The following is a 17,121-nucleotide window of genomic DNA, read 5'->3' as shown; positions in this document are numbered from 1 at the left end:
CACCGGAACGGTACGAAGGCGGCCACGGGGCGGTCAGACGCAAACCATAGCGACATGTTCCCACTGCGGACCGGGTCTGTCCACGGATCCGGCTGCGGAAACGGGGCACGGAACCCCAAGGGGGAGTGCTAGACCCGGATCCGGTACCCGCGCTTAACCACGGTTTCCACCATCCGGCCGTCCGGCAGGGAGGAGCGCAGCCGGCTGACTGTCATGTCCAGGGCATGCACGGAGCCGCGCAGTTCGAGCAGGTCGGAGAGCGATTCCCGGGACAGGACGGCGCCTTCGGCACCCAGCAGGGCACGCAGAAGCAGGAGCGGCGCGGGTGCCATTTCAACGGCTTCCCCGTCGATCCGCAGCGACCGTCCGCGGAGCTCCACGTTGCCGGACCGGGTGTCCAGGCGGCGCACATGGTTCAGGGCAAGGTGTTCGCAGACCAGCCGGATCAGGGCACCCATCCGGAAGCGTTCCGGAATGAGCGGGGACAGTCCGGCGTCGATCAGCGGCTGCGCCGTGATGGGACCCACGACGGCGGTGGTGACGGTGGTTTTCAGGGCGTCGACGAGCTGCTTGTAGAGGCCCATCTCGTGGGCCGTGCTCCACATGGCGTCGACGGCGGGCGCGCTGGTGAACGTCAGGACGTCCAGGTTGCCGCTGCAGACGGCCTCGATCAGGCGCGGAAGTTTGTCCTCGCCGTCGGGCTTGACCCAGCGGTAGGGGGTGACGGTCAGGACGGTGGCGCCGGACATCCTCAGGCGCTCAAGCTGGCGGACGTCCGTGTAGCCGTGCAGCTGGACTGCCACCGTCTTGCCGCGGACGCCTTCCTTCAGCAACATGTCCACCAGGGTGGCCGTGGTTTCGTCGCTGCTGATCCCGACGTCGGCCAGTCCCGCGGCGCGGACGGCACCGCGGGCTTTGGGCCCGCGGACAAACATCCGGCAGGCCGCGAGGGTCTCCAGCAGCTCATCGCCGATGCCGGACGCGTCGGCCGCCTCGCACCAGCGGCGCATGCCGTAGGCGGTGGTGGCGATGCAGAGGTCGGGCTTGGCAGCAATGATGGCCCGGGTGTCGTCGATAAGCCGCATGTCCTCCTGCACCGGCGCAATCTTGAGCGCAGGTGCGTGCAGCACCTCGGCTCCGCGCCGCTCCAGGGCCTCGATCAGGTCCTGGGAACGCCGGTGCGACGTCACACCGATCCGGAATCCCTCCAGGGGCGAATCGGGGCCGTCGGCAGCAGGGGAGTCCTGCGGGCCGGGGGCGGAAGCGGGGGCAATAGAGTTCATGGCGCTCATGGGTTTTCTTTCACGATTCCATCAGTGACGCTGCGAGGCGGTCGAGATCAGCCGCCGCCTCGGCGTGCCCGCGGTTGGCTTCAGCCACCCGCACCACCTCGCCGATGACCAGCACAGCCGGGTTAGTGCAGTCGGCGGCCGCTGTGACAATCGTACCGAGCTGGGCGATGGTAGTGCGCTGGCCGGGGCGGTAGCCGCGTTCGACGACGGCCATCGGCATGTCTGCCCGCATGCCCGCCCGGCGCAGGCCGGCGGCCAGCTGGTGCAGCGTTCCGATGCCCATGAGGACCACGATGGTCCCGCCCAGCCCGGCCAGGTGCGTGAGCTCCTTCTCGGTAAGAGGCGCGTGGCCGGACACCACGGTGAACATGTGGCTGACCTCGCGGTGCGTGACCGGGATCCCGGCGGCGGCCGGGACGGAGATGGCACTGGTGACACCGGAAACGACCTTCACGGGAACGCCGGCAGCCACACAGGCGGCAACTTCCTCGCCGCCGCGGCCGAAGACGTAGGGGTCACCGCCCTTGAGGCGGACCACGTTGTTTCCGGCCAGGGCGCTCTGCACCATGAGCTTTTCAATGTCGCCCTGGCTCACCTTGTGGTGGCCGGGCTGCTTGCCCACATCCACCAGCTCGGCCGAGGTCAGGGACGGCAGCTCCTGGTAGGGGGCCAGCCGGTCGTAGAACACGACGTCGGCATCGCGCAGCGCCTTGACGGCGGCAACGGTCAGCAGCTCGCCGACACCGGGGCCGCCGCCCACCAGGGTCACGTGCCCTACTGCTCCGGCAGCCGGTTCCACGGCCACGGGGATGCCGGTGGCGCGGCAACGGTCCAGCAGCGCGTCCCAGCCGGGCTGGCCGTCGTCGACGGCAGCCACGAGGAACGGACGCTCGGGCAGCGGCCCGTCGTGGCTCGCGCCCTGCGGGGTGCTGAGGCGTGAGACGACGGCGCCGGCAGCCTGGTAGCGGCGGACCGCCTGCCGGGCGGCGTGGTCGGATCCGGTGACCAGGACTTCACGGCCCGTGAGATCAATGCTGAGCTGCATGCCTATACCTCGTTCTTGTCGAGTTCCGGGGTGGAGGGACGCATCGGGATGGTGGCCCCGATGAGGACTTTCCCCTTCTCTTCTGCCGTAGCCGGGCGCATCTGGCCGCGCTCGTCCGAGACAAAGGTGATGGAGTCGTCCTTCTGGTCCGGGGCGTTGACGAAGGAACGGAACCGGCGCAGGCGCTCGGGATCCTTCAGGGTGTCAGCCCATTCGTCGATGTAGGTGTCAACGTGCTTTTCCATGGCGGCCTCGAGGTCTGCGGCGATCCCCAGGGTGTCCTTGACCACCACATCCTCGACGTGCTTGATGCCGCCGTCGAGCTCCTCCTGCCAGCGCGCGGTGCGCTGCAGGCGGTCGGCGGTGCGGATGTAGTACATGAAGTACCGGTCGATGTACTTGATCAGGGTCTCGTCGTCGAGGTCCTTGGCCAGCAGCTGGGCGTGGGCCGGGGTGGCACCGCCGTTGCCGCCGACGTACAGGTTCCAGCCGTCGGCCGTGGCGATCACGCCGACGTCCTTGCCGCGGGCTTCGGCGCACTCGCGGGCACAGCCGGAGACGCCCATCTTGAGCTTGTGCGGGCTGCGGAGGCCGCGGTAGCGAAGCTCGAGCTGGATGGCCATGGCCACCGAGTCCTGGACACCGAAGCGGCACCAGGTGGAACCGACGCAGGACTTCACCGTACGCAGGCTCTTGCCGTAGGCCTGGCCGGATTCGAAGCCGGCGTCCACCAGTTCCTTCCAGATTTCCGGGAGTTCCTCGAGCCGGGCACCGAACATGTCGATGCGCTGGCCGCCGGTGATCTTGGTGTACAGGTTGTACTTCTCGGCCACGGCGGCGATGACGCCGAGCTTCTTCGGGGTGATTTCGCCGCCGGCGATGCGGGGGACCACCGAGTAGGTGCCGTCCTTCTGCATGTTGGCGAGGGCGCGGTCGTTGGTGTCCTGCAGCGTTCCGCGGCCGGCGTCCAGGACGTAGGCGCTGTTCTGGCTGGCCAGGATGTTGGCGATGGTCGGCTTGCAGATGTCGCAGCCGGCGCCGGTGCCGTACTTGGCCATGATCTCTTCGAAGGAGGTCAGTTCCAGGACCCGGATGGCGTCGAACAGTTCCTGGCGGGAGAGTTCGATGTGCTCGCAGAGTGCCTTGGAGACCTCGACGCCGGACTTGGTGAGTTCGGTTTCCAGCAGTTTCTTGAGCATCGGCACGCAGGAACCGCAGCTGGTTCCGGCGCGGGTGCAGCCCTTCAGCTCGCCGAGTTCCTGGACGGGAGCGTTGCCGTCGCAGGCACCGCAGCCGTTGACAGTGTCGCGGATGGTCCCGGCAGTCACGTTGTTGCAGGAACACAGGATGGCGTCGTCCGGCAGTTCCGTCTCCGGGGCCTCGCCGCCGCCGGCAGCGGTGAGGTAGGCGCCCGGCTCGGCGGCCAGTTCGCGGCCCAGCATGGGACGCAGGCTTGTGTACGGGGTGGCGTCGCCTACGAAGATGCCGCCCAGGAGGGTCTTGGCATCGTCCGTGGTGACGATCTTCTGGTAGACGCCGCGGGCGGGGTCGGCGTAGACGATCTCCAGCGCGTGTTCCGTACGGGCGAATGCGTCGCCGAAGCTGGCCACGTCCACGCCGGAGAGCTTGAGCTTGGTGGCGGTGTCGAAGCCGGGGAAAGTTGCGTCGCCGCCGTGCAGCCGGTCCGCGACGATTTCGGCCATGGTGTTGGCCGGGGCCACGAGGCCCAGGCACATGCCGCCGAAGTTGGCTACCTCGCCGATGGCCCAGATGCCGGGAACCTGGGTTTCGCAGCCGTCGTTGATTACGACGCCGCCGCGCTGGCCCAGATCGAACAGCTGCTCCTCGCCTTCAGCGGCGCGGAAGAGTTCATCGCGCGGCTTGACGCCGATGGCCACGATGACGAGGTCGGCGGGGATGATGCGGCCGTCCGCCATCAGCACGCCGGTGACCTGGCCGTCTTCGGAAAGCACCTCGGAGGGGAACACGCCGCCGTGGACCGTGAAGCCCTTGGCTTCGATCAGGCGGCCGAGCGCCTGGCCGGCGCCTTCGTCGAGCTGGGTGTTCATGAGCCACGGGGCGCCGTTGATCACAACGGGAGTTGCGCCGAGCTGTTCAGTGCCTGCAGCCGATTCGAGGCCAAGGAGCCCGCCGCCGATGGTGACTGCGTTGATCTTGCGGCCGAGCTTCGCAGTGAGTTCGGCGATCGCCTTGTTGATCGCCCACACGTCCTCGAGGGTGCGGTAGACGTGCACGTGCTCCGCGCCGGGGATCGGCAGGCGGGCGGCGTCCGAACCGGTGGCGACAACCAGTTCGTCGAATTCGTAGGTGTTCCCGGCTGCCGTCTCAACGGACTTGGCAGCGTGGTTGATCTTGATGACGCGTTCGCCGGTCTTCAGGGCCAGGGCGTCGTGGTCCCACATGGAGGCGGTGCCGAGGGTGAGGTCCACGTCGCTGTCGGTGAGCGCCTTGCTGAGGGCCACGCGGTCGTAGGGGAGGTGGGCTTCCTCAGTGAGGACCGTGACATGCCAGCCTTCGAGGCCGCGGGCATGCATTGCGTCCGCAAAACGGTGGGCCGCGGGGCCGCCGCCGGCGACGACGATGCGGCGCGGAGTCTCGGTGCTTGAAGTCTGTTCGGTCACTGTGGGCCTTTCGCATGGGGCGCAGCGGTGATCTGCGACCATCTCAATCGAGGTGTCCATCCAGACTAGGTACGCGCAGTTTCGCTTCAGTTTCCCTTATGTTTCGTGAACTTAACTTCTGCATCACGAATGGATTTCCGGACAGGTGAGTTGCCTTTTACGTGCCGGACACATTGACTGCACGCCGCCGAAACACCGCAGCCCTAGTTTTGAGATGTGGCCGCGTTGGCGGTCCGGGCCCGGCTGCCGTTCCAAGGAGCGCCGGGCAGCAGGCAATGCGAGAGGGGTCGGAAATGACCGCAGTACTTGAACTTGAAGACCAGAGCACCGGCTTTGCAACGGGCTGGAACCGTGTCTGTGCCGTGGAGGAGCTGGAACTGGCCTGGGGCGAGGCAGCATTGATCGCCGGCCGCCAGGTGGCATTGTTCCGGACGGCGCCTGCAGAGGTATTCGCGGTGGCCCAGGAAGATCCCGCTACAGGCGCCCATGTGATGGCACGCGGCATTGTGGGCTCACGCGGAGCGCGCCAGACCATTGCGTCCCCGCTGCACAAGGAGGTCTACGACCTGGAAACCGGCGAGTGCTTTGGCACTGCGGAGCTCCGCCTCCCCACGTACCGCACCCGTGTGGTGGACGGCTACGTCGAGGTAGAGCTCTAACTAGAGCCCCAGGGCCTCCCGAACGTCTCCCAGAACGCCGTCGAGGGCTGCCCGTGCCGCCTGCCGCGCCTCGGGCAGTTCCGCAGCTGAACCCACGCTCCGGATAACTTCGAGGTAGCACTTCAGTTTTGGCTCGGTGCCGCTGGGCCGGATGATCACCCGGCTGAGGTCCTTGGTGAGATAGAGCAGGCCGTCCGTCGGCGGCAGGTTTTCGCTGCCTTCGGCCAGGTCCTTGAACGTTTCGACGGCGGATCCGCCGAATGATTCCGGCGGGCTGACCCTGAGCCGGTTCATCATGGCATCCAGCAGGCCCAGGTCCGCGACGCGGATGCTGAGCTGGTCGCTGGCATGCAGCCCGTGCACCAGGTACAGCTCGTCCAGCGTATCGAAAATCGTCTTGCCGTCGGCCTTGGCCGCGGCTGCAAGTTCGGCGATGAGCACTGCGGCGGAGATGCCGTCCTTGTCCCGGACCAGTTCCGGGGCCACACAGTAACCCAGCGCTTCCTCGTAGCCGTACAGCAGGCCCGGAACGCGGGAAATCCACTTGAACCCGGTCAGTGTCTCTTCGTGGGCGTACCCGGACGCGGCGGCAATCTGTGCCAGCAGGCGCGAGGAAACGATCGAATTCGCGAAGACACCATGTGCTGCAGTTTCGCCGCCGGCGAGCCTGGCCACAATGTGTGCCCCCAGCAGCGCGCCCACTTCGTCACCCCGCAGCATGCGCCAAGCACCCGTGTCCGGATCCTTGGCGGCGACGGCTGCACGGTCGGCGTCGGGGTCGTTGGCCAGCACGATGTCGGCGTCCACGCGGGCTGCCGTTTCCAGTGCCAGGTCAAGGGCGCCGGGTTCCTCCGGGTTGGGGAAGTTCACCGTGGGGAAATCCGGGTCCGGCCGGGCCTGTTCTGACACCAGCGTGACGTCGTCGAATCCCGCCGCCTGCAAAACGGCAACAGCCGTGTCGCCGCCCACGCCGTGCATGGGGGTCAGGACGATCTTCAGGTCCCTGGCCGGGAATTGCGCGGGGAGGGCCAGCGCCGCCACTGCTGCCTCGTAGTCGGCGGTGATCGAGGGCTCCAGCACGGTCCAGCCCGCAGGGGCTAGCGTGATGGAGTCCAGGGTGCCCACACGATCGATTTCCGCGGCGATGCGGGCGTCGTAGGGTGCCACGATCTGCGCCCCTCGCCCGCTTTCCTCAACCGCGTGCCGGCCTAGGTACACCTTGTAGCCGTTATCCTGCGGCGGGTTGTGGCTGGCAGTCACCATCACGCCGCCGTCGCAATCCAGCGCACGGACGGCGTAGGCAAGCAGCGGGGTCGGGAGCGCCTGCGGCATCAGGAAGGTCTCGATTCCCGCAGCCGTGAAGACCGCGGCGGTCTCCTCCGCGAAAATGTCGGAGTTGTAGCGGGCGTCATAGCCGACGACGGCACGGGGCCGGGCGCCCGGCGAGGCTTCGGCGACGGCGGCGGTCAGGAACGCAGCGAAGCCGGCGGCCGCGCGCCGGACAACGACGCGATTCATGCGGTTGGGGCCGGGGCCAAGCTCAGCGCGGAGGCCTGCCGTGCCGAACTGCAGCGTTCCGCTGAAGCTGTCCTCGAGCTCCTGGCGGGCTGCGGGAACCCCGTCCGAGGAAAGCTGGACGAGTTCTGTCAAAGCGGCGGCAGTTGCGGGATCCGGGTCCTGGGCGGCCCAGTTACGGGCGGCGCTCAAAAGCTGCGGAAAATCGGCATCGGAAGACGTCATAGGAACAAAGCTATCGCCTAACGACCCGGATGCGGTGCCCGGCATGCGCAACCCGGAACCTTGACAGTAAATTTTCCGGACACGTAATGTCTGAAAAATGAAGATGGGGCAGGGGGTTGAGTGGTCGCTGCACTGCTGCGTCAACATGTCCTGGGCCCCTGCCGGGGAGGCCGTAAACAGTGCCAGGCTGGCGGAGCTGTATCAGTTGCCCGCGGCGTATCTGAACAAGCAGCTTCAGGCGCTGGTCCGTGCGGGCATCCTGTCCTCCGTATCCGGACCCCGCGGCGGTTTCCAGCTGGCGCAGCCCGCGGAAAAGATCACCGTGCTGGACGTTGTCCTGGCCATTGAAGGTCCGGAACCGGCGTTTCGCTGCGAATCCATCCTCGCGAACGCACCCGGCGCAGAGCCCGGCGAGGACTATCTGCGCAGCTGCCTCGTGTCGCAGACCATGCGGCAGGCCGAGCTTGTGTGGCGCCAGACGCTGTCCCGGCAGACCATCGCAGGCATTGCCGCCTCGGTTGAGCGGAAGTTTCCCGGCTCCCGGAAGGACGTACTCCGCCGGCTGATGCCCGCCAGGTACTAGAACAAACTGCTAGAACGAACTTCTAGGACCCGGCGGGCGCCGTGCACGGGTGCGGGGTCAGAGCTTGGCGATGATTTCGGCGAGCAGCTTGGAGATGCGCGGGCCGGCAGCCTGCCCGGCTTCCAGCACTTCCTGGTGGCTCAGCGGCACGGGGCTGATTCCGGCGGCGAGGTTGGTCACCAGCGAGATGCCGAAGACCTCCATGCCTGCGTGACGGGCGGCGATGGCTTCGAGCGCTGTGGACATGCCCACCAGGTCGGCACCGATCCGCTTGGCGTACTGCACCTCCGCCGGAGTCTCGTAGTGCGGTCCGGTGAACTGCGCATAGATGCCCTCGTCGAGGGAAGGGTCCACTTCGCGGGCCAGTCCACGGATCCGTGCAGAGTACAGATCTGTCAGGTCAACGAAGGTTGCGCCTTCCAGCGGGGACGTGGCGGTGAGGTTTATGTGATCTTTGATGAGCACGGGAGTGCCGGGAGCCCAGCCCTCGTTGAGGCCGCCGCAGCCGTTCGTTACCACCAGGACCTTGCAGCCGGCCGCCGCGGCGGTCCGTACTCCGTGGACTACGGCGCGGACGCCCTTGCCTTCGTAGTAGTGCGTCCGGGCGCCGAGCACCAGGGCGCGCTTGCCTTCCTTGGTCAGGACGGAGCGGATGGTGCCTACGTGCCCCTCCACCGCCGGTGCATGGAACCCGGGGACTTCGTCCGCGGACAGCGTGGCTGTGGTCTCGCCGATCAGGTCCGCGGCATCGCCCCAGCCCGAGCCGAGGACCAGCGCGACGTCGTGGCTGTCCACGCCCGTCTCCTCGGCGATATAGTCGGCGGCCGCGCGGGCGGCGTCAAAAGGGTCCGTGTTCAGGAATTCTGTATTACTCACTGGTACAAGTTATCCTGCCCGCGACGCCCTGCCCAGCAGTGGCGAGGTCCCTTTTATTGGTGTGCGGCGCCGCATGGGTAGAGAATGGATCTTTGTGACTACGCATCCGGATTTCAGCTCACCTCGCATCGCAATCCTCGGCGGAGGGCCCGGCGGCTATGAAGCCGCCATGGTGGCCGCCTCCCTGGGGGCTCAGGTCACCATCGTTGAGCGGGCGGGCCTGGGCGGCTCGGCGGTGCTCACCGACGTCGTGCCTTCCAAAACCCTGATCGCGACGGCGGACCTGATGACCCGCGTCGGTGAGGCGGGGGAGCTGGGAGTGAAGTTCGACGTCGACGGCGGCGATTTCGCCCCCGTGATGAGGGCGGACCTGAAGCACATCAACGACCGGCTGCTCACCCTTGCGCGGAAGCAGTCCGAGGACATCCGGGCGGGACTGGAACACCAGGGCGTGCGCATCCTCATCGGCTCCGGCCGGCTGCTGGACAGCCACACGATCGAGGTCCTCACGGCTGAGGGCACCGAGACGGTGGAAGCGGATACCATCCTGCTCGCGGTGGGCGCCCACCCGCGCGAACTTCCCACCGCCCGGCCGGACGGCGAGCGGATCCTGAACTGGGCGCAGATCTACGACATGGACGAGCTTCCCGAGGAACTCATCGTGGTGGGCTCCGGTGTTACCGGCGCGGAGTTCGCGTCCGCCTACAACGGCCTGGGCTCCAAGGTCACCCTGATTTCCAGCCGCGACCGCGTGCTGCCGGGCTCGGACACCGACGCCGCAGAGGTCCTGGAAGGCGTTTTTGAACGCCGCGGCGTGAACGTGCTCTCCCGTTCCCGTGCGGAAACGGTCGAGCGGACGGACGACGGCGTGGTGGTCACTTTGGGTGACGGCTCCAAGGTCACCGGCAGCCACTGCCTGGTCTGCGTCGGCTCCATTCCGAACACGGCCGGCATCGGCCTCGAGGAAGCCGGCGTGGCAGTGACCGAAGCCGGCCACATCAAAGTGGATGGCGTCTCCCGCACCACGGCACCGAACATCTACGCCGCGGGCGACTGCACCGGCGTCCTGGCCCTCGCGTCCGTCGCCGCCATGCAGGGCCGCATCGCGGTTGCCCACTTCATGGGCGACAGCGTCACCCCGTTGAAGCTGCACCAGGTGGCCTCCAACATCTTCACCTCGCCCGAGATCGCGTCGGTCGGCGTGTCCGAGGCGGAGATCGACTCCGGCAAATACCAGGGCGATGTGATCAAGCTGTCGCTGCGCAGCAATGCCCGCGCCAAGATGCGCAACCACCGCGACGGCTTCATTAAGATCTTCGCCCGCAAGGGCTCCGGTACCGTGATCGGCGGCGTGGTGGTCGGCCCGAACGCGTCCGAGCTGATCTTCGCGATTTCCATCGCGGTCACGCAGAAACTGCACGTCGACGACGTCGCCAGCACCTTCACGGTGTACCCGTCACTCAGCGGGTCCATCTCGGAAGCGGCACGGCGCCTGCACGTGCATATGTAACGTCCGCTGGTTGCGCTCGTGGTCCGGTGTTTGCGCTCGTCGAACCCCCGTTAGGCGGGCGCGGCCCGGATGTGTTCCGTGGCCACTGCGGAACGGGACATCCTGGCAGCTGCCAGGTACAGCAGCCCGGTGATCAGCGGGATCACGCTGATGGCGGAGAGCGACACCACCCCGGCGAGGCTGCCCAGGGCTGAGAAGGCTATCGGGCCGATGCCGAGGGCCACGAGCAGCCAGCCCGCAGCGGCCGTCCGTTTCAAGCCCAGTACCGCTGCCGGTAAGGCGATCACCAGGACTGCGACGGCCCGGACGGGGCCATTGGCGTTCTCGAATGCCCGCCACGATGCGGAATCCATGGCGAACCACATGCCTGCCACGACCAGCAACGCGGTCAGTAGGGCAAGGGCAGGTGTGGCCCACGCGGGACGAAGCCAGGCAAGCACGGCCAACGCGGCCGGTGGAACAGCCCAGGATAGGACAATCGTGATCCCTTCGGTGCCGCCGGGATCAGTCAGGGCGTAGCCGCTGATGAACAGGCCGGCGAGGACCGTAAACGCTGCCATGATGGCGGCCGCCGTCCAGATCAGTGCTCTTGCCCGGGCGGGGCGGTCCAGCTTCCGCAGGGAGACGATGCCCATCACGGCGGCAACCACGATGAGTGCGGCCGCGGCCAGGAAGATCGTGACGGCGAACATGGCAACCCTCCCTTGGATCCACGGACTCTATGTTCCATGACACCCCTTGCCCCGGTTTCAGGGCAAGGGGTCCAAGGTCCCTGGAAAACCGGGCGCGCTGCGCCTCTAGCGGATGACAGCAAGAATGGTTTCGAGGGCGTCCTCCGGCACGGTGCCAGGAATGTTGCTGAGTGAAGCGTTGTAAATATGACTGCCGGTGCAGACCTGGGCTTCGTGGACACCAGCTTCCTTCGTGGCGGTCCACGCCTGCCATCCACGTTCCCGGGCAAGGGTCTCGACCTTTGTCACCCCGGGGGCCAGCTCACTGTACTTGCAGCTTGCCGCCAGCAACGCCTGCATCTCACTGGCAACAGATAAATCGGTGAAGGTCAGCACGGCAAAAGGTCCTGTTTCGTCACCGGACTCAGAATAGGCGCACCCGGACGAATCCGGGGACGGCGGGCGTTTGCCCTCGGGCTCATAGCGTGGCAGGCCCTGAAAGCGTGCCAGGTACACCGCTCCGGCCGCACAGAAGTCAGGCACCGGCTGCCCTGACGAAGGAAAAGCGGCCGGGGAATCGGGAGGAGGGCCGGATGTTTCCGACGAAGTGGAAACGGTAGCCGTAGCCTGCTGGACGAGTGGCCCGGTGCCGGACTCAACTGATCCCGGGGCGGGGGCGGCGCAACCCGAAGCCATCAGCATTAATGCAGCGGCCAGAACCTGCACCAAAGCCTGATTCACAGCACCCCCCACGTCGTGATGGTTCAGGCTAGCAGGCGGGGACACCGAAGCGGCAGGGGCCCCGGCGGGGTCCCTGCCGCTTCACGTCACGTCAGGCGGCTGTTGCCGCCTGGAAGTGTTTTTCGATGATGTCCTTAATGTCGGAGTGGCAGCCGCCGCAGCCGGTGCCGGCGCGGGTTGCTCCGGAAACCTCGGCCACGGTGGAGCACCCGTCAGCCACGGCGTCCGCGATCTTGGTTCCGCTGACGCCGGCGCACCGGCACACGGTGCGCGCAGGGTCGGTGTTGGCGGCGGCAGCCAGCTGGTCCGGGCCGTCCAGGCGGAGCAGCAGCGACCTGTCGGCCGGGAGTTCGTCGCCGCGCTCAAACAGCGACACAAGCTCGGCTGCACTGCGCGGCATCCCCACGGCCACGAGGCCTTCGAGCACTCCGCCGCGCGTGGTCATTTTGACGTAGCGGCCGTGTTCCGGATCCGCCCACTGCGCAATCTGCAGGCGCGGGCGGCCGTCCACGGCACCGGCTGTGAGTACTTCGTCGTCCCACGGCTCGGCGGCGTTGTCGCCGGCCACTGCCATGTTCAGGCCCCGTGCCTTGAGGACAATGACGCCCGGCTTCTCCATAGGGAGTTCCGGCAGGGAATTGGCAGCCTCCGCCGACCCGGCCTCGCCGGCGCCTTCGGCCGCTGCCTCGGCGGACCCCTCGGCAAGAAGGGTCAGGTACTCTGCGAGCCACTCTGCCTGGCGCCAGCCCGGGCCCACCAGGCCGGACGGTCCGCGCGCAGTGCGGCATTCGCTGCAGGAAGGATCCGGGCAGCGGACTTCGGCGCAGTCGCCGATCGCGAAGATGTGCGGCTCGTGGTGGGCCCGCAGCTTGTGGTCCACCAGGATGCCGGTGGCCGTGGACAGCCCGCAGCCTTCGGCCAGTTCCACGCGCGGACGCACGCCGCAGGACAGCACCAGCAGGTCGCCGTCGATCGCTGAACCGTCATCCAGCAGCAAAGCGGAGAACCCGCCGTCGGGAGCGTTGTGTTCAAGGCCGGTGGAGCGAGCATTGCCGGCCATCCGTACGCCGCAGTTGCGCAGGTTGGCGGCCAGCACCGCTCCGCCTCCGCGGTCGATGTTCCGGCCCAGCGGGTGCGGTCCGTTGTGGACCACGGTCACGGTGGCGCCTTCCTCGGCGGCGGCCAGGGCCGTCTCGAGTCCGAGGACGCCGCCGCCGAGCACCACCACGCGCTTGCCGCCGGAAACGGCCGCACGAAGCGCCTCAGCGTCGCGCAGGTCGCGCAGGGCGGTCACACCGGCGGGCAGCACGGGGTGGGCCGGATCCGGGTTGAGGCCGGTCAGGTTGGGAATGACGGGGCGGGAGCCGGTGGCGAACACCAGGCGGTCATAGTGCGGGGTGGTGCCGTCGGTGAGGACCACCTGCTGGCGGGCGCGGTCCACCCGGCGGACGCGGACGCCGAGCCGGACATCCACGCCGTCGGCGATCAGGGCGGCGGCGTCGGACAGCGCCAGCGCAGCGGCCGTGGTACGCCCGACACCGAGGTCGGCCACGAGCACGCGGTTGTAGGCAGCGTCTGCCTCCTCGCCGATCACCGTCAGGCGGGCCAGCCCGCTGCGCACTGCCGGCAGCAGCTCGTCGATCAGCCGTGCGGCAACCGGACCAAAGCCAACAACTACAATCTGCTCACTCATGAGGCCTCCGATGCTTGAAGAACGCTGTGCTGAAGTCCGTTTGCGGCCGCCCGGACCCACACCTTATTGAATTTGAACTCGGGCATTCCGGAGATGGGATCCGTGGCCGCCTCCGTCAGGCGGTTGGCGCTCTCGAGCTCCGGGAAGTGGAACGGCAGGAAGACCGTTTCGGGCCGGATGGCCGTGCTGAGTTCGGCCCGGCAAAGCACCTCGCCGCGCTCGTTGGCCACCGACACGAAGGCGCCGTCGGTGATGCCCATGGACGCGGCCGCCGCGGGGTGGATCTGCATCTTCGCCTCCGGCTGGGATTCCAGCAGCTCGGACACGCGGCGGGTCTGCGACCCGGACTGGTAATGCTCCAGCAGGCGGCCGGTAATGAGCGTCATGGATTTGGCGTCCTGATCGGGGTTCGGAACAGGAGTACGACGGCGGCGGGGCGCCACCGGCGTCATGACCGCCTTGCCGTCGGCATGGGCGAAGCCGTCCAGGAAGAGCCGCGGCGTGCCGGTGCTTCCCACGGGGTAGGGCCAGTAGGCTGCCTCGCCGCGGTCCAGCATGGCGTAGTCGATGCCCGAGTAGTCGGCGAGCCCGCCGGCTGAGGCCAGGCGGAGTTCCTCGAAGACCGTCTCGGGATCCTCGCTGTAGGTGGACGGGGCATCGAGCGCTTCGGCGAGCCGGGCCATGATCCAGAGTTCACTGCGGGCCCCGGCCGGCGGCTGCAGGGCGCGACGGCGGCGCAGGACACGTCCCTCGAGGTTGGTCAGCGTGCCTTCCTCCTCGGCCCACTGAAGGACCGGCAGGATGAGGTCGGCTTCGGCCGCCGTCTCGGAGACGAAGAAATCGCAGACCACCAGGAAGTCCAGGCTGCGCAGGCCCGCAATGACGGCGTTGGCATCGGGGGAGGCCACCGCGATGTTGGAGGCGTGCACGAAGAGGCAACGGACGCCGTCGGGCTGTCCGAGCGATTTCAGGAGCTGCACGGCGGGGAGGCCGGGGCCGGGAATCAGCGATTCCGGCACGCCCCATACCCCGGCCACGTGCGCGCGGGCCGCGGGGTCGGTGATCTTGCGGTAGCCGGGGAGCTGATCGGCCTTCTGGCCGTGCTCGCGGCCGCCCTGGCCGTTGCCCTGGCCGGTGAGGGTGCCGTAGCCGCTGCGGGCGGAACCCGGCAGGCCGAGCAGCAGGCTGAGGTTGATGGCGGCGGTGGCGGTGTCCGTGCCGTCCACGTGCTGCTCCACGCCGCGGCCGGTCAGGATGTAGCTTCCGCCCTTGGTGGCCCCATGGGCCAGCCTGCGGGCCGTCTCGCGGATCAGGTCCGCGGGAACGCCGGTCAGGGACTGGACGCGCTCGGGCCAGAAGGCGTTGACGCTGCGGGCCAGGGCTTCGAAGCCGCTGGTGCGCGCCTGGATGAATTCGGTGTCCGCCAGGCCTTCGTGGATCACCACGTGCGAGAGTCCCAGGAGGAGGGCGAGGTCGGTGCCCGGCAGCGGCTGGAGGTGCAGGCCGCCGCCGTCGGACGTGAACGCTGCAGTCGCGGAACGGCGGGGGTCCACCACAATCAGTCCGCCGGCGTCGCGCGCACCCTGGAGGTGCTGGACGAAGGGCGGCATGGTCTCGGCAACGTTGGAGCCGAGCATCAGGATGGTGCTGGCACCGTCGAGGTCTGCCAGCGGGAACGGCAGGCCGCGGTCAACGCCGAAGGCCCGCATGCCGGCGGCGGCCGCGGAGGACATGCAGAACCGGCCGTTGTAGTCGATCCGGGACGTGCCCAGGGCGAGCCGGGCAAATTTGCCCAGCATGTAGGCCTTCTCATTCGTCAGGCCGCCGCCGCCGAACACACCGACCGCGTCCGCACCGTAGCGGGCACGGGTGTCCTTCACGGCTGCGGTAACGAGCTTCAGTGCGTCATCCCAGCTGACGGGACGGTGCACGCCGTCTGAACCCTTCAGCATGGGCTCGGTGACGCGTCCGGGATGGCTCAGCAGGGACGCTGACGTCCAGCCCTTGCGGCACAGTCCGCCGCGGTTGGTGGGGAAGTCGCGGCCGGAAACTTCCAGTACGGGTCCAGCCGGGGCGGTCACGCTCGGAGCGGATGGAGCCGGCACGGGGTCTGACCCCGGCTGGACAGCCGGGGTCAGAGCCGCTGGGGACTTCAGCGTCATGGCGCACTGCAAAGCGCAGTAGGGGCAGTGCGTGTCGGCGCTTGTGGTCATGTTAGACGTGTCCCATCGCATTTCGGTTGGCATTGCGGATATAGCAGGCCCAGCAGACCACCAGCATCAGGACGTAAGCCCCGACGAAGCCGTAGAAAGCGGGGGTGTAGGAACCGCTGGCCGTGTTGGAGGCGTTCAGCACCTGCGGGATGACGAACCCGCCGTAGGCGCCAATCGCCGAGATCAGGCCCAGGGCCGAGGATGCCAGCCGCTGCGTTGCCACGGTGCTGGCGCCGTTACGTGCTGCCCGGCTGTTGGTGGCAAAGATGATGGGGATCATCCGGTACGTGGCGCCGTTTCCGAAGCCGCTGGCGGTGAAGAGCATCAGGAAGAGGACCAGGAAGAGCCAGAAGTTCTTCATCGGCAGCGTCCAGATCATCGTGAGGGTGATGACGGCCATGGAGGCAAAGGCTGCGACGGTCATGCGGGCGCCGCCCATGCGGTCCGCCATGCGGCCGCCGTAGGGGCGGGCCAGGGAACCGACCAGCGGGCCGAGGAAGGCCAGCGAGAGAGCCACCGTACCCACGCCGATGGAGGAGAAGGCGGGGAAGTAGTCCTTGATGAGCTTGGGGAATACACCGGCGAAGCCGATGAACGATCCGAAGGTGCCGATGTACAGCAGCGCCATGATCCACAGGTGCGGTTCCTTCAACGCAGCGATCGAACCTGCCACATCACCCTTGGCGCTGGTGAGGTTGTCCATGTACTTGTAGGCGCCGAACGCTGCGAGCAGGATCAGCGGAACCCACATGAGGCCTGCGACCGGAAGGTTGACGGTTCCGGCGGCCAGGAGCGTGATGGCGATCGGCACAGCGAGCTGTGCGACGGCGGCACCCATGTTGCCGCCGGCGGCGTTCAGGCCCAGGGCCCAGCCCTTTTCGCGGGCCGGGTAGAAGAACGTGATGTTGGCCATGGAGCTGGCAAAGTTGCCGCCGCCGAAGCCTGCAAGTGCTGCAACCAGCAGCATGACACCGAACGGAGTCTCCGGGTTGGAGACACACATTGCCAGTCCAATGGAGGGGATGAGGAGCAGCAGTGCCGAGACGATGGTCCAGTTGCGGCCACCGAACTTCGGAATCATGAACGTGTAGGGGATGCGAAGAGTTGCACCCACCAGGCTGGGCATGGAGATCAGCCAGAAGATTTCAGAGGTGGAGAACGTGAAGCCTGCCGCAGGGAGCTGGACCACCACGATGGACCAGAGCTGCCAGACGACAAAGCCGAGGAATTCGGCGAAGATGGACCAGTTCAGGTTGCGCCGGGCGATGGAGCGGCCCTGGGTTTCCCACTGCTCCTTGTTCTCGGCATCCCAGTTGGCGATCCAGCGGCCGGGGCGGACTTCAAGGGCGGGGGCGTGAACGGTGCGGGTAGTGCCGGGCTGTGCGCCGGCCTCTGCCGTGCGGTCAACAGTCACGGTGTACCTCCTTCGGGGGTTTGTTGTTCTTCAAAGGTAGGG

13 protein-coding genes are annotated in these 17,121 nt (G+C 67.5%); 3 read left to right on the top strand and 10 right to left on the bottom strand.

The window, feature by feature from the left end:
• Nucleotides 1–128: 128 nt before the first annotated feature.
• Genes ASF98_RS16395 through nirB form a run of 3 tightly spaced genes read right to left on the bottom strand, consistent with a single transcriptional unit; the run spans nucleotide 129 to nucleotide 4,979 of the window.
• The gene (locus ASF98_RS16395) at nucleotides 129–1,283 is read right to left on the bottom strand and encodes a uroporphyrinogen-III synthase (RefSeq protein ID WP_055804340.1); all 1,155 of its coding nucleotides are present in this window, start codon (nucleotides 1,281–1,283) and stop codon (nucleotides 129–131) included.
• 19 nt (nucleotides 1,284–1,302) lie between these two features.
• Complete coding sequence (gene cobA / locus ASF98_RS16390) at nucleotides 1,303–2,337, bottom strand: uroporphyrinogen-III C-methyltransferase (protein WP_055803865.1); 1,035 nt, start codon at nucleotides 2,335–2,337, stop codon at nucleotides 1,303–1,305.
• A 2-nt stretch (nucleotides 2,338–2,339) separates the two neighbouring features.
• Nucleotides 2,340–4,979, bottom strand: a complete 2,640-nt coding sequence (gene nirB / locus ASF98_RS16385; protein WP_055803862.1) for a nitrite reductase large subunit NirB — start codon at nucleotides 4,977–4,979, stop codon at nucleotides 2,340–2,342.
• Between the two features lie 293 nt (nucleotides 4,980–5,272).
• Between nirB and nirD the strand changes: the two genes are divergently transcribed.
• On the top strand, nucleotides 5,273–5,638 hold the full coding sequence (gene nirD, locus ASF98_RS16380) for a nitrite reductase small subunit NirD (RefSeq protein WP_055803860.1): 366 nt from the start codon (nucleotides 5,273–5,275) through the stop codon (nucleotides 5,636–5,638).
• Here the strand turns inward: nirD and ASF98_RS16375 are convergent, their stop codons facing one another.
• A complete protein-coding gene (locus ASF98_RS16375; RefSeq protein WP_055803857.1) occupies nucleotides 5,639–7,378 on the bottom strand; it encodes a phospho-sugar mutase in 1,740 nt (579 codons plus the stop codon). It lies immediately after the preceding gene.
• Nucleotides 7,379–7,475: 97 nt separating this feature from the next.
• Here ASF98_RS16375 and ASF98_RS16370 point away from each other — a divergent pair, with 97 nt between their 5' ends.
• Entirely contained in the window at nucleotides 7,476–7,961 is a 486-nt protein-coding gene (locus tag ASF98_RS16370; protein WP_055803854.1) for an RrF2 family transcriptional regulator, read from the top strand.
• 57 nt (nucleotides 7,962–8,018) lie between these two features.
• On the opposite strand, the gene ASF98_RS16365 is transcribed toward ASF98_RS16370, so the two are convergent.
• Nucleotides 8,019–8,837 (bottom strand): purine-nucleoside phosphorylase, encoded by an 819-nt coding sequence (locus ASF98_RS16365; RefSeq protein WP_055803851.1) that lies wholly within the window; start codon nucleotides 8,835–8,837, stop codon nucleotides 8,019–8,021.
• 94 nt (nucleotides 8,838–8,931) lie between these two features.
• On the opposite strand from ASF98_RS16365, the gene ASF98_RS16360 reads away from it, so the two are divergent.
• A complete protein-coding gene (locus ASF98_RS16360; RefSeq protein WP_055803848.1) occupies nucleotides 8,932–10,347 on the top strand; it encodes an NAD(P)H-quinone dehydrogenase in 1,416 nt (471 codons plus the stop codon).
• Nucleotides 10,348–10,397: 50 nt separating this feature from the next.
• Here ASF98_RS16360 and ASF98_RS16355 read toward each other — a convergent pair whose 3' ends face one another.
• The 5 genes from ASF98_RS16355 to ASF98_RS16335 all read right to left on the bottom strand — a co-directional run bounded on the left by ASF98_RS16355 (nucleotide 10,398) and on the right by ASF98_RS16335 (nucleotide 17,079).
• The gene (locus ASF98_RS16355; protein ID WP_055803845.1) at nucleotides 10,398–11,039 is read right to left on the bottom strand and encodes a hypothetical protein; all 642 of its coding nucleotides are present in this window, start codon (nucleotides 11,037–11,039) and stop codon (nucleotides 10,398–10,400) included.
• A 105-nt stretch (nucleotides 11,040–11,144) separates the two neighbouring features.
• Entirely contained in the window at nucleotides 11,145–11,414 is a 270-nt protein-coding gene (locus ASF98_RS16350; protein WP_156372438.1) for a hypothetical protein, read from the bottom strand.
• Nucleotides 11,415–11,850: 436 nt separating this feature from the next.
• Complete coding sequence (locus ASF98_RS16345) at nucleotides 11,851–13,452, bottom strand: FAD-dependent oxidoreductase (RefSeq protein ID WP_055803838.1); 1,602 nt, start codon at nucleotides 13,450–13,452, stop codon at nucleotides 11,851–11,853.
• Entirely contained in the window at nucleotides 13,449–15,665 is a 2,217-nt protein-coding gene (locus tag ASF98_RS16340) for a molybdopterin oxidoreductase family protein (RefSeq protein WP_055803836.1), read from the bottom strand. The genes ASF98_RS16345 and ASF98_RS16340 overlap by 4 nt, the downstream gene beginning before the upstream one ends.
• 1 nt (nucleotide 15,666) lies before the next feature.
• Nucleotides 15,667–17,079 (bottom strand): MFS transporter, encoded by a 1,413-nt coding sequence (locus ASF98_RS16335; protein WP_055803833.1) that lies wholly within the window; start codon nucleotides 17,077–17,079, stop codon nucleotides 15,667–15,669.
• Between the last annotated feature and the right edge of the window lie 42 nt (nucleotides 17,080–17,121).

The sequence above is a fragment of the Arthrobacter sp. Leaf337 genome, from assembly GCF_001423745.1.
GTDB lineage: Bacteria > Actinomycetota > Actinomycetes > Actinomycetales > Micrococcaceae > Arthrobacter.
The sequence above is the reverse complement of the archived record's forward strand: the minus strand, read 5'-3'. Positions and strand labels throughout refer to the sequence as shown.

Excerpts from the sequence above, each read along its gene's own strand:
- ASF98_RS16395 (WP_055804340.1), bottom strand. The coding sequence starts at position 1,283 with ATGAACTCTATTGCCCCCGCTTCCGCCCCCGGCCCGCAGGACTCCCCT.
- cobA (WP_055803865.1), bottom strand. The coding sequence starts at position 2,337 with ATGCAGCTCAGCATTGATCTCACGGGCCGTGAAGTCCTGGTCACCGGA.
- nirD (WP_055803860.1), top strand. The coding sequence starts at position 5,273 with ATGACCGCAGTACTTGAACTTGAAGACCAGAGCACCGGCTTTGCAACG.
- ASF98_RS16375 (WP_055803857.1), bottom strand. The coding sequence starts at position 7,378 with ATGACGTCTTCCGATGCCGATTTTCCGCAGCTTTTGAGCGCCGCCCGT.
- ASF98_RS16370 (WP_055803854.1), top strand. The coding sequence starts at position 7,476 with ATGAAGATGGGGCAGGGGGTTGAGTGGTCGCTGCACTGCTGCGTCAAC.
- ASF98_RS16355 (WP_055803845.1), bottom strand. The coding sequence starts at position 11,039 with ATGTTCGCCGTCACGATCTTCCTGGCCGCGGCCGCACTCATCGTGGTT.
- ASF98_RS16345 (WP_055803838.1), bottom strand. The coding sequence starts at position 13,452 with ATGAGTGAGCAGATTGTAGTTGTTGGCTTTGGTCCGGTTGCCGCACGG.
- ASF98_RS16340 (WP_055803836.1), bottom strand. The coding sequence starts at position 15,665 with ATGACCACAAGCGCCGACACGCACTGCCCCTACTGCGCTTTGCAGTGC.